Here is a 12,289-nt window from a genome sequence, read left to right on the forward strand (position 1 = left end):
ATCTTTCCTGATGACAAAAGAGGCGGCCTTCGGGCCGCCTTTTTTATTACAATGTCCCCCACCCTCTTACTCATTCAGCCAACCAGCGAGTCAAGCAAGATGACAACAGATACCATCGTGGCCCAGGCCACCGCCCCCGGCCGTGGCGGCGTCGGCATAGTCCGCGTCTCCGGCCCTGCCGCCGAGCGGGTCGCCGAGATAGTGCTCGGCAAGCTCCCCAGGGTGCGTTATGCCGAATATCTGCCGTTCAGGGACGAGCAGGGCCAGGCGCTGGATCAGGGCATCGCCCTGCTGTTCAAGGCCCCCAACAGCTTCACCGGCGAAGACGTGCTGGAGCTGCAGGGCCATGGCGGCCCCGTCATTCTCGACATGCTGATCCGCCGCATCCTTCAGATTGACGGCATCCGCCCCGCCCGCCCGGGCGAGTTCAGCGAGCGCGCCTTCCTCAACGACAAGCTGGATCTGGCCCAGGCCGAGGCCATCGCCGATCTCATCGAAGCCTCCAGCGAGCAGGCCGCCCGCAGCGCCATGCACTCCCTCCAGGGGCAGTTCTCCGGCAAGGTTCAGCAGCTGGTGGAGAGCCTCACTCGGCTGCGCATCTATGTGGAAGCGGCCATCGACTTCCCGGATGAAGAGATCGACTTTCTCTCCGACGGCAAGGTGGCGGGTGACCTCTACGCCATCATGTCCGAGCTGGATGACGTACGCGGCGAGGCCAAGCAGGGTGCCCTGCTGCGAGAGGGGATGAAGGTGGTGATCGCCGGTCGCCCCAACGCCGGCAAATCGAGCCTGCTCAACGCCCTCGCAGGCCGCGAGTCCGCCATCGTCACCGAGATCGCCGGTACCACCCGCGACGTGCTGCGCGAGCACATCCATCTGGATGGCATGCCGCTGCACATCATCGACACCGCGGGCCTGCGCGATACCCAGGACAAGGTGGAACAGATCGGCATCGAGCGCGCCTGGGCCGAGATCGAACAGGCCGACCGGGTGCTGTTTATGGTGGACGGCACCACCACGGATGCCGTCGATCCCCACGATATCTGGCCGGAATTCGTTGATCGGTTGCCAAAAAACATCGGCCTCACCGTGGTGCGCAACAAGGCGGACCTGACCGGCGAGGATCTGGCACCGAGCCAGGAGCAGGGCCACGCCGTCTATCGCATCTCCGCCAAGACCGAGCTGGGGCTGCCCGCCCTGCGTGAGCACCTCAAGGCCTGCATGGGCTTCCAGGGCAACACCGAAGGGGGCTTCATGGCCCGCCGCCGCCACCTGGACGCACTGGAGCGCGCCGCCGAACGGCTGCTGGTAGCCAGGGAGCAGCTTGAGGTCTATGTGGCTGGCGAACTGGTGGCCGAGGAGCTGCGCCTGGCCCAGGAGTCCCTGTCCGAGATCACCGGCGAGTTCAGCTCCGACGATCTGCTGGGCCGCATCTTCTCCAGCTTCTGCATCGGCAAGTAAGTCCGCAGAACAGGCAATGAAAAGCCCGGGTTCATCCCGGGCTTTTTTTGTGCGCTTTTCATCCATCAACCTAGAGACGGCGCAGGCACCACATGAAGTAAGCGCCCCCTAACAGGGTGGAGACCAGACCGACGGGCACCTCCTGGGGAAAGAGGATCTGCTGGCCGATCCAGTCCGCCGACACCATCAGCAAAGCGCCACAGCCTGCGGCGCCGAGCAGGTGCCAGCGCGCCCTCACCAGCCCCATCAATCTGGCCAGGTGCGGCGCCAGCAGACCGGCAAAGGAGAGCGGGCCTATCACCATGGTGGCACTGGCGGTGAGCACGGCCACCAGCAGCAGGATGGTGAGCTGGGCGCGGCCGAGATGGATCCCCAGAGCCGTCGCTACCGCCGGCCCCATGGGCATGAGATCGAGCCAGCGGCTCACCAGCAGGCAGGCTGCCAGCATCAGCAGCGCCAACACCACCAGGGCAAGGGCCACCGGCTGGGTGACGTAATAGGTGGAGCCGGACATCCAGGAGAGCAGTTGCTGCACCCGCAGGTCGCCGTTGGCCAGGGCGATGGCCTGCAACGGCTCGAACAGCGCCGTGATGGCGATGCCAGACAGCAGTATCCGCTCCGGCTGGAAGCCGTTGCGCCGGTTGATAAGCACCAGCAGCAACAGGCAGGCGAAGGCGCCCATCAGCCCCCCCAGCAGCATCATGGGCAGCGGCAAGGCGGGCAGCAACAGGGCCGCCGCAATCACCCCCATGAAGGTGCCACCGCTCACCCCCAGCAGCTCGGGGCTCGCCATGGGGTTGTTGCTGACTCGCTGCAACAGGGTGCCAGCCAGCGCCAGCAACACGCCTGCGGCACCCGCTGCCAGCGTGCGCGGCAAGCGCCACTCCAGTTGGGCCTGCCACCGCAGCCAGCTCGGCCAACCCCAGCCGCCCATCCCCTGCCCAAACAACAGGGAGGCGATCACCGCCGCAGCCAGCCCCAACACCATCAGGCCGACAAGGCGGGTCGGCGCCGGATGGCGGGCCAACAACAGAGAGGAGTTCGCCTTAGGCGCACTCTGCTTGATGCCAAGACGCGGGATCAGCCAAAGCAGCAGCGGCGCCCCCAACAGGGCCGTCATGGCGCCGGTCGGGATCAGCACAGGCCAGAACCGGCTCAGGGTCTGCAGCAGCAGATCGGTGGCCGCCAGCAACAGGGCGCCGAGGATGGGTGCCCACAGCAGCCGCTGGGCCAGTTTTCTGACCCCCAGCAGCCGCACCATGGCGGGCGCCGCCAGCCCGATAAAACCGATCAGCCCCACCACGCTCACCACGCAGGCGGTGATGAAGACCGCGAGGCCGAGACCGGCGAATCTCAGGTGCTTGAGAGAGACCCCCAGACTGCGAGCGCTGGCATCGTCCAGCTCCAGCACTGCCAGCGGGCGCACCAGCACCACCGCCAGCATCGCGGCCAGCAGCAACCGTGGCAGCAGATAGCCGACGCCGCTCCAGCTGTTCTGGGCCAGAGATCCGCTCCCCCACACCAGCAACCCTTTGAGCTCCTCCTGGAAGAACAGCAGCAATCCCATGCTGATGGCGGCCAGATAGAGGTTGATCACCAGCCCAGCAAAGACGATGACCACGGGATTGAGCTGGCGGCGCCAAGCCAGGGCGAAGACCAGCCCCATGGCCAGGCTTCCCCCGGCCATGGCGATCCACTCCCGCCCGATCAGCAGCCAGGAAGGGGCGAGCAGGGTCACCATCATCAGCGCCAGCTGGGCGCCGGAGGCCACCCCCAGGGTGGTGGGCGAGGCCAGGGGATTACGCAGCACCTGCTGCATCAGGGTACCGGCGAGCCCGAGGGCGGCACCGGCCAGCAGACAGATGGCAAGGCGCGGCAGCCAGCTGAAATGAACCACCGCCTGGCGGGCATCGTCCAGCTCGGGGGAGAACAGGGCCTGCCACCAGAGCGCCCCCGGCAGTTGACGCGCCAGCTCGGCGCAGGCCAGTCCCAGTGTCAGCACCAACAGGCAGAGACCCGGGCGCAGCAGGGGCGAAGAAAGAGAAGAGCTCATTGATTTGATCCCCCGGTTGCTCTGTGGACAGCCTGCTCCCGCAAGGCACCGTCCAGCAGGGTGGCGAAGCGGCGGGCCGCCAATATGCCACCAAAACTCCATGTCGCAGGCAGATGGATCACCGGATTGTTCTGTACCAGCGGGAGATGCTGCCACAATCCAGGCTCCTGAAGTTTTTCACCAACTCCTACGGGCACGGGGTCCACCACCACCAGCCTGGCCTCCGACATCCCGAGAAACTGCTCCAGGCTCGCGACCGAGAATCCCCAGGCATTGGTCTCTCCCTGCCAGGCGTTGCGAAGGCCGAGGCGCTGCATCACTGCCTCGAACAGGCTGCCATGGCCAAACACCCGCACATGGCGCTCATCAATGAATTGCACCACCAGCAAGGGGGGCAGATCGGCGGGCTGCGCCGCCTGCATCTGTGCCAGATCCAGCTCCAGCGCGGCGAGCTGGCGTTCGGCCTCGGTCTCTTTGTTGACCAGGGCGGCTATGGTCAGGGTCGCTTCCCGCAGTCGCAGCCACAGATCGGTGCCCGGTTCATACAGGGCGATGGAGTGCACCGGCGCGATGCGGGAGAGGGTTGGCGCCAGGGGTGCCGCCAGCGGCGAGATGAGAATAAGATCCGGTTTGAGCTCCGCCAGCAGTTCCCGGTTGGGCTGGGCACGCAGCCCGATATCGATCACCCCGGCAGGAAGCTGGGGTTCACCGACCCAGGCGCGATAGGGGGCCACATCCCCCACCGCCATCGGGGTGACCCCCAGAGCCAGCAGGGTCTCGGCTATGGTCCAGTCCACGGTGGCGATGCGGGGCGTGGCGCTGGTGGCGGTGACAAGCTGCCCGGCCTCCCCTGCCAGGGGCAGCAGCAGACTGAGCAGACAGGGCGCCATCTTCAATAAACGGTTCAAGAGCGGCCCCCGGTCAGACGATGGCGATGGCGTGGTCATGGGCCGGATGGCGAATGACCTCCATGGGGATGCCGTAGATGGCGTTCAGGGTCTCCCCTGTCATGATCTGTTCGGGCTCGCCGTGGGTCAGCAGACGGCCGGAGTGCAGCGCCACCAGCCGATCGCAGAAGCGGGAGGCCATGTTGATGTCGTGAATGACGATGATGACCCCGAGGTTGAGCTGACGGCTGAGCTGCTTGACGAGCGTGAGCACCTCCACCTGATGGGCCACGTCCAGGGCGGCCAGCGGCTCGTCCAGCAGGATGAAACGGCTCTCCTGAGCCAGCAGCATGGCGAGCCAGACTCGTCCCCGCTCGCCGCCGGAGAGGGTATCCACCAGCCGATAGGCAAAGCGTTCGGTGTGGGTCAGGGCGATGGCCCGCTCCACCTGACGGTGATCTTCCGCTCCCATCCGGCCCAGCAGGCCGCGCCAGGGGTAGCGCCCCATCTCCACCAGCTCGCGGCCGAGCAGGTTTTCGGCACTCGGCAGGTGCTGGGGCAGATAGGCCACCTGACGGGCAAACTCCCGGTTGCCCCAGGCAGACAACGGCTGGTCATCGAACAGGATCTCCCCGCCGCTGTGGGGTTGCTGGCGCGCCAGCAGCTTGATCAGGGTCGATTTGCCCGACCCGTTGTGGCCGATGAGGCCATAGACCCGACCTTGCTCAAAGCGAAGGCTGGTGGGGTGCAGCAGCGTGCGGTCATTGACCGCGAAGCTGGCGGATTTCATCTCGAACATAAGCAATTCCTGTGCTGGCTTGCTGCCAGTCTCATCGGTGCCAGCATCAGGCCGGCACCTTGCCATCCAGATGGGCGACCGCATCCCGGCTCACCTGCTCGCGCTGCTCGCCGGTCAGTTCAGTGAGGCGGCCCTGGCGCATCTCCAGCAGGCGATCGGCCAGAGAGAAGTAGTGATCGTCGTGGCTGATGGCGATCACCGTCTTGCCCATCTCCTTGAGGCGCGGCAACAGCACCTGATAGAAGATGCGGCGGAACTGGGGATCCTGATCCGCGGCCCACTCGTCGAACAGCATCACCTCCCGCTGCTCTGCCAGGGCCAGCAGCAGGGCGACCCGCTTGCGCTGGCCCTGGGAGAGGTCGATATCGGCGATGAAGCCATCCTTGATGGCAAGCTTGCTGCCCATCTGCAACCGCTCAAGCCACTCGGCGACCAGCGCCTCTTTCGGCTCGGGCCCCAGCAAATGCTGGAACAGGTGGTAGTCGGTGAAGATGGCGGAGAAGAGCCCCAGATAGCCGTTGCGATCGGTGACCGGCTCCCCATCCAGCAGGATCCGGCCAGAGACCGGTTGATAGAGCCCGGTCAGCAGCATGGCCAGGGTCGACTTGCCGGAGCCATTGCCACCGATGAGGAATATCTGCTCCCCCCGCTCGATCACCAGATTGATGGGGCCCACGGAGAAACCGCCCTCCCCCTGGTAGTGAAAGCTCACCTGCTCCAGCTCGATGCGCTGCCAGGGGCGAGGCGCAGGCGGCAACGGGAACGCCTCGTCCGGCTCCGCCAGATTGAGGGCAGCTATCTTGTCGAATGCCACCTGGGCGGCGATCAGGGTCGGCAAGGCTCCGATACCTTGCAGCAAGGGAGTGCGCAGGAACAACAGGGTCAGGGCGAAGGTGGCGGCCACATTGGTGTTGGCCCAGCCCAGCCCGTTGGCCAGGAAGAAGACCAGGCCGATGGCACCCAGCATCATGATGTTCGACCAGTTCACCGCGCTCAGGTGGTAGGTATCGGCGCGGATGATCTGCTCCCGGTAGTCCCGGGCATTCTGCTCATAGAGCTGGTGGTAGACGAAGTGGGCACGCTCGCGGTTGAGCGCCAGCTCCTTGCTCCCGGCGATGATGGACTGGTAGTTCTGGTAGAGCCTGTCTTCGGCCTGGCGCATGTGCGCCAGGTGGCGATAGACCCGGTTCACCAGCAGCCAGCCCACCACCATGGTCACGGTGACCCAGAGGGCGGTAACACCGAGCAAGGCGGGAGAGAGCAGGCCAAGGTAGATGATGGAGCCCAGGGTGAGCACCATGCCCTGTACCAGCTCCGGCAGGCGCACGAAGGCGATGGTGATCTGACCGATGTCGCTTGAAAGGGAGGCCAGGAGCGGCCCCTGCCCTATTTGACGCAGACGGGCGACGTCGGTATCCAGCAGTTGCTTGAGCAGGCGGCCACGCAACCGGTAGACAAAATGGTGACCTAGGGTGGTCAGGGCCAGTTGGGATCCGAGCGTGATCACCAGCAACAGCAAGACCAGGCCGACAAGCTGACCCAGGATCGGCAGCGGATCCCCGACTGATTCGATAAGTGATTGATTGATGAAGGCAATGACGCCTATCCCGCTGACAGCACTCAGCAGGCTGAGCAGGGTAATGGCGATGAAGGGCCAACGGTATTGGCGATAAACCAGTGACAAGAGTTCCATGACAGGCCTGTAGATGAATGGAAGGAGGGCGGGAGCCTTCGCCCCCGCCCGGCCTGTCGCTTACCAGCGGTAGTTGACGGTGCCGACTATGCTGCGCGGCTCGCCGTAGTAGCAGTAGTAGTCGCAGCTCGCCACATAGGTGTCGTTCAGCAGGTTGTTGACGTTGATCTGGGCACGCCAGTTCTTGGCAAAGTCATACCCGATCATCGCATCCCATACAGTGTGTGCCGGTACCTGGGCGGAACCATAGATGGGAGTGTAGTCCGCATTCACCGCGCCGATGCCGACGCTGGAACCCACATAGCGCACGCCGGAACCCAGCTCAAGACCGGATACCGGGCCCTGCTGCACCTTGTAGTTGCCCCAGAAGGAGGCCTGGTGGCGCGGGATCAGGCTCGCACGACGATCGCCGTTGCCGGTGTCGTTGGTCTTGGCATCGGTATAGGTATAGGCAGCGGTCAGGCGCAACGCCTCGGTGGCCTGCACGCTCCCCTCCAGTTCGACCCCCTGGGAGGTCACTTCACCGGCCTGGGTCTGCTGGCCGGAGCCGGTAGAGACCAGGGAGTTGGTCTGCTCCAGATCGAACAGCGCTAGGTTGATGTAGCCATCGAGGAAGCTGGGTGCGTACTTGACCCCGGTCTCGTAGAGCTTGCCTTCCAGCGGCTTGTAGGAGTTGCCGGTGTTGGGGTCTATCCCCGGCAGCACTTCGAAGGATTCCGCATAGGCGAAGTAAGGGGAGAGACCGTTGTCGGCCAGGTACATCAGGCTGCCGGAGAGAGAGAGGTTGTCGTCGTACTGTTTCTCGTTCTTGCTCTTGGCTTCGCTGATGTTGTGGGTTTCCACGTAATCGAAACGACCGCCCGCAGTCAGCAGCCAGCGATCATCCCAGCGGATCTGGTGCTGGGCATAGAGGCCGCTCTGACCCTTGGTGCTCTTCTGGTGGGTCGCGGTGGATTCCTCAAAACCGGGGAAACCGCTGTAATCCGGGTTCATGGTGTTGATGGCGCCCATGCCATAGTTGTCGGCTTCCTGACCTTCATTTACATGGCGCTGCAGATCCACCCCCAGCAGCAGGGTCTGCTCCGTGCTGTCGGTGTTCCAGTAGCCCACCATCTGGTTGTCCATGGTGGCGCTCTTGGTATCCCCATCCCGGTAGACCAGGCCGCGGTAGGCGGTGGTACCTTCATAGGTCGGGAAGATATAGGTCTGGCGCAGCAGCAGATCGTTGTAATTGAAGCGAACGTTCTGCTTGAACTCCCAGGTCTGGTTGAGCTGGTGGGCCAGCTCGTACCCGGCGGAGATCTGGGTATTGCGATTGCGATCGTAATCCGGCTGGCTCAGGTTGGTGGAGGGATCGATCTGGCCGCCAGAGGTATTCAGGGTGCCATAGACCGGGAAGAAGCCGTTGGTCGGCACCCCTTCATCGTGCTTGAAGCTGGAGAGCAGTGTCAGCGTGGTGCGATCCGAAATATCCAGGGTCACGCTCGGCGCCAGATAGGCGCGCTCGTTGTAGGTGCCATCCAGCACGCCGTCCCGCTCGTTGTAGAGGGCCACCAGACGATAACGGCTGTTGTCGGTAAGGGTGTCGGAGACATCCACCCCGACCTGGCGCAGATCCCGGTTGCCCAGTTGCAGGTTCACCAGTCCCTGCGGGGTCGCGGTCGGACGCTTGCTGATGGCGTTGATGACGCCTCCGGGAGGGGCTTCGCCATACAGAATGGAGGCCGGGCCTTTGAGCACTTCCACGCTCTCAAGGCCGAAGGGCTCCGGGGTCCAGACATAGTAACCGGTGCTGAAAAGACGGTTGCCATCCAGGTAAGAAGCCGCATCGAAGCCGCGCACCTTGAACCAGTCAGCATCCGTGTCCGAACCATAGGACTGGGACAGGACGCCGGAGCGATAGCGCAGGGACTCGTCTAGCTTGAGTACGGCGTGCTGGTCCAGCTCTTCGCGATTGACCACGGAGACGGCACGGGGGGTCTCTGCCATGGGGACCTCGACCTTCATGGCGGTCCCGGTCACGACCATGGTTTCGCCCGCCTTGGGCAACTCTTTATCCGCCTGTTCCGCCGCCAACACGGGCAGGGACGCCAGCAGACAGGAGAGCGGCAGCAGCTGTGCGCCTCTCTTTCGCATCACGGCATTCGGGGTATTTTTTTGCGCAATCATATAAGTGTCTCAAATATCAATAAGTTATGTTTGATTTCTTATTATGGGTGCCCAATTGGACCGGTCAGCCCGGCGCCTCAGGCGAATAAAGCAGCGCCATGCTACTACAGGTGCCGTGATCGAATCGATTCAATAATTGCTAATCATTTGCATCTGCATTGTTAATTGATGTTTTGAAGTGTCGTTTGACAACGAAAGGTGTGATGAGGTCGCAACAGGCGGAAAGAAGGCGCCACGACGGCCACGAGACCGGTTTTGGCTGCAAAAAAGTGGACAGGATCCTTATCCCCAAGCTTTATCCATATTTATCCACATGCTTTGGCGGTAAGATCCCCGCTCTTCACTTTTTCGATGACATCAGGATCCATTCCATGGCCAAACTCAACCTCGTCGTCGGCTCCATGCTGGGGGCCTCCGAATATGTCGCAGATCATGTGGTCGGCCTGCTTGAACAGGCGGGCCACCAGGCGGAGATCCACAACCCCGCCAGCCTGTCCAGGATCCTGACCGAACCAGAAGCCATCGTGCTGGTGGTCACTTCCACCCATGGTGCGGGGGATGTACCCGACAATCTGCAGCCCTTTGCCCGGGATCTTGCCGAACAGCAGCCGGATCTCGCCGCCTTCAAGTACGGAGTGATCGCCCTGGGGGATCGCAGTTATGACACCTTCTGCCAGGGCGGCAAGACGCTGGATCGGCTGCTCGCCGGGTGCGGGGCCAGCCGGCTGGGGGATCTCCTGGAAATAGACGTGACCCAGCACGAGATCCCCGAAGATGCCGCAGAAACCTGGATCCACGACTGGATGACCTTGATCGGCTGATCAGGGCCAGGGAGATCCGGTCACGACCCCCGATCTCCCTGGTTATCCCCAGATCCCTATCCACCAGGTTATTAACAGGTGGATCCGGATAAGTTTTTCCCGAGAGCTCCCCACATGAGCTCGGATAATTGTGTATAACTTAGGTGCTAAGCTCTGCAAAACCTATAGTTATTCATGTATTAGATCTTGCCGACCATGTATCTGTGTATAAAAACCCATGTTATCCCCCCGTTCGCCCCCTCCGGATCCAAGCTTTTCCACAAGCAGCGATCGACCTTAACCGAATGATCTTTATGATCAAAAATACCTTATCAACAGAAGTCGTGGATCCTAATAAAAGATCCAATAAAAGATCGATCTAAAGATCCTTAAGATCTATTTAACCGATCCCTGATCCATACTGATCCTGAAGTAGACGTTCCCCTCCGGATGCTAAACAGATAGAATGATCCGCCCTTCAGACCAGGCAAACAAAGATCTTCAGGCGTGCAGATCAAGGTGATCCCCAATGCAATACCATGAACAATTTGATGTGATCGTCGTCGGTGGCGGTCATGCAGGAACCGAAGCAGCAACAGCGGCAGCCCGCATGGGTCTCAATACCCTGTTGCTCACCCACAACATAGATACGCTGGGGCATATGTCCTGCAATCCGGCGATCGGCGGGATCGGCAAGGGACACCTGGTCAAGGAAGTCGATGCCCTGGGCGGGATCATGGCGCAGGCCATCGATCTCGGCGGGATCCAGTTCCGCACGCTCAACTCCTCCAAGGGCCCTGCGGTGCGGGCTACCCGTGCTCAGGCGGATCGCCTGCTGTACAAGGCTGTGGTGCGTCAGACACTGGAGAACTACCCGAACCTGAAGATCTTCCAGCAGGCCTGCGACGATCTGGTCATGGACGGGGATCGCGTCGCCGGGGTCGTTACCCAGAGCGGGATCCGCATCAGCGGCAAGACGGTCGTACTGACCGTCGGTACCTTCCTGAACGGTCTGATCCACATCGGCATGGAAAACTACAAAGGGGGCCGCGCCGGGGATCCTCCCTCGATCGCCCTCGCTCAGCGCCTGCGTGAAATGCCGCTGCGCATCGATCGCCTTAAAACGGGCACGCCACCACGCATCGATGCACGCACCGTCGATTTTTCCGTGATGCAGCAGCAACATGGTGACGATCCTCGCCCGGTCTTCTCCTTCATCGGCAACGCCAGCCAGCATCCGCGCCAGATGCCTTGCTACGTGACCCATACCAATGAGCAGACCCACGAGGTGATCCGCAAAAACCTGGATCGCAGCCCCATGTACGCCGGAGTGATCGAGGGGATAGGCCCGCGCTACTGCCCGTCGATCGAGGACAAGATCACCCGCTTTGCCGACAAGACGGCGCACCAGATCTTTGTGGAACCGGAAGGCCTGACCACCCACGAACTCTACCCGAACGGGATCTCCACCAGCCTGCCGTTCGACGTACAGGTGCAGATCGTCCGCTCGATCCGTGGCTTCGAGAATGCCCATATCACTCGCCCTGGCTACGCCATCGAGTACGATTTCTTCGATCCGCGGGATCTCAAGGCCAACATGGAGAGCAAGTGCATAGAGAACCTCTTCTTCGCCGGCCAGATCAACGGCACCACCGGCTATGAAGAGGCCGCTGCCCAGGGCCTGATGGCCGGTCTGAACGCGGGCTTGCGCGCCCAGGGCAAGGAGGCCTGGCACCCACGCCGGGATCAGGCCTACATGGGCGTGATGATGGACGATCTCTCCACACTGGGGACCCGCGAACCCTATCGCATGTTCACCAGCCGTGCCGAATATCGCCTGCTGCTGCGGGAAGACAACGCGGATCTGCGCCTGACCGCCATCGGCCGCGAGCTGGGTCTGGTGGATGATCATCGCTGGAGCCTGTTCAATTCCAAGGTGGAACAGGTGGAGCAGGAACGTCAGCGCATGCGCTCGACCTGGATCCACCCGCAGCATCCGTCTCTGGAGGCCGTCAACGCCCTGGTCAACACTCCCCTGACCCGGGAGCAGAGCCTGGAAGAGCTGCTGCGTCGCCCCGAGGTGACCTACGATGCCCTGATGGCCATCGAGGGGGTCGGCCCGGCGCTGGAAGACGCGGCGGCGGCGGATCAGGTGGAGATCCAGATCAAGTACGCCGGCTACATCGAGCGCCAGCACGACGAGGTGGAGAAGCAGCTGCGCAACGAGAACACCCTGCTGCCGCTGGACATGAACTACCGCGACGTGAACGGTCTCTCCAACGAGGTGATCGCCAAGCTCAACGATGCCAAGCCAGAGACCATAGGTCAGGCGTCCCGCATCTCCGGCATCACCCCTGCCGCCATCTCCATCTTGCTGGTGCACCTGAAGAAACACGGCCTGCTGCGTAAAACCGCCTGAGGAATTCC

General features: G+C 62.5%; 8 protein-coding genes. 3 read left to right on the plus strand and 5 right to left on the minus strand.

Annotated features, from left to right (window positions below; all coding sequences use genetic code 11):
- The first annotated feature begins 99 nt into the window (after positions 1–99).
- Positions 100–1,461, plus strand: coding sequence for a tRNA uridine-5-carboxymethylaminomethyl(34) synthesis GTPase MnmE (gene mnmE, locus AB5Y93_RS00670; RefSeq protein ID WP_010672278.1), 1,362 nt, complete (start codon positions 100–102; stop codon positions 1,459–1,461).
- Positions 1,462–1,531: 70 nt separating this feature from the next.
- Here mnmE and fhuB read toward each other — a convergent pair whose 3' ends face one another.
- From fhuB to AB5Y93_RS00695, 5 genes are read right to left on the minus strand one after another with little or no spacing between them, the layout of a single operon-like run.
- Entirely contained in the window at positions 1,532–3,514 is a 1,983-nt protein-coding gene (gene fhuB, locus AB5Y93_RS00675; protein WP_368228639.1) for a Fe(3+)-hydroxamate ABC transporter permease FhuB, read from the minus strand.
- Entirely contained in the window at positions 3,511–4,404 is an 894-nt protein-coding gene (locus AB5Y93_RS00680) for an ABC transporter substrate-binding protein (protein ID WP_368228651.1), read from the minus strand. The genes fhuB and AB5Y93_RS00680 overlap by 4 nt, the downstream gene beginning before the upstream one ends.
- A gap of 31 nt (positions 4,405–4,435) precedes the next feature.
- Entirely contained in the window at positions 4,436–5,200 is a 765-nt protein-coding gene (locus AB5Y93_RS00685; protein ID WP_368228640.1) for an ATP-binding cassette domain-containing protein, read from the minus strand.
- 46 nt (positions 5,201–5,246) lie between these two features.
- Positions 5,247–6,893, minus strand: a complete 1,647-nt coding sequence (locus AB5Y93_RS00690) for a multidrug ABC transporter permease/ATP-binding protein (RefSeq protein ID WP_221365994.1) — start codon at positions 6,891–6,893, stop codon at positions 5,247–5,249.
- Between the two features lie 60 nt (positions 6,894–6,953).
- The gene (locus AB5Y93_RS00695) at positions 6,954–9,062 is read right to left on the minus strand and encodes a TonB-dependent siderophore receptor (protein ID WP_368228641.1); all 2,109 of its coding nucleotides are present in this window, start codon (positions 9,060–9,062) and stop codon (positions 6,954–6,956) included.
- A 371-nt stretch (positions 9,063–9,433) separates the two neighbouring features.
- On the opposite strand from AB5Y93_RS00695, the gene mioC reads away from it, so the two are divergent.
- Together mioC and mnmG are read left to right on the plus strand one after the other, a co-directional pair.
- A complete protein-coding gene (gene mioC / locus AB5Y93_RS00700; protein ID WP_042016128.1) occupies positions 9,434–9,883 on the plus strand; it encodes an FMN-binding protein MioC in 450 nt (149 codons plus the stop codon).
- A gap of 508 nt (positions 9,884–10,391) precedes the next feature.
- Entirely contained in the window at positions 10,392–12,281 is a 1,890-nt protein-coding gene (gene mnmG, locus AB5Y93_RS00705; RefSeq protein ID WP_368228642.1) for a tRNA uridine-5-carboxymethylaminomethyl(34) synthesis enzyme MnmG, read from the plus strand.
- Positions 12,282–12,289: the final 8 nt, after the last annotated feature.

This window comes from Aeromonas sp. R10-1, assembly GCF_040908465.1.
GTDB classification, from domain to species: domain Bacteria; phylum Pseudomonadota; class Gammaproteobacteria; order Enterobacterales; family Aeromonadaceae; genus Aeromonas; species Aeromonas caviae.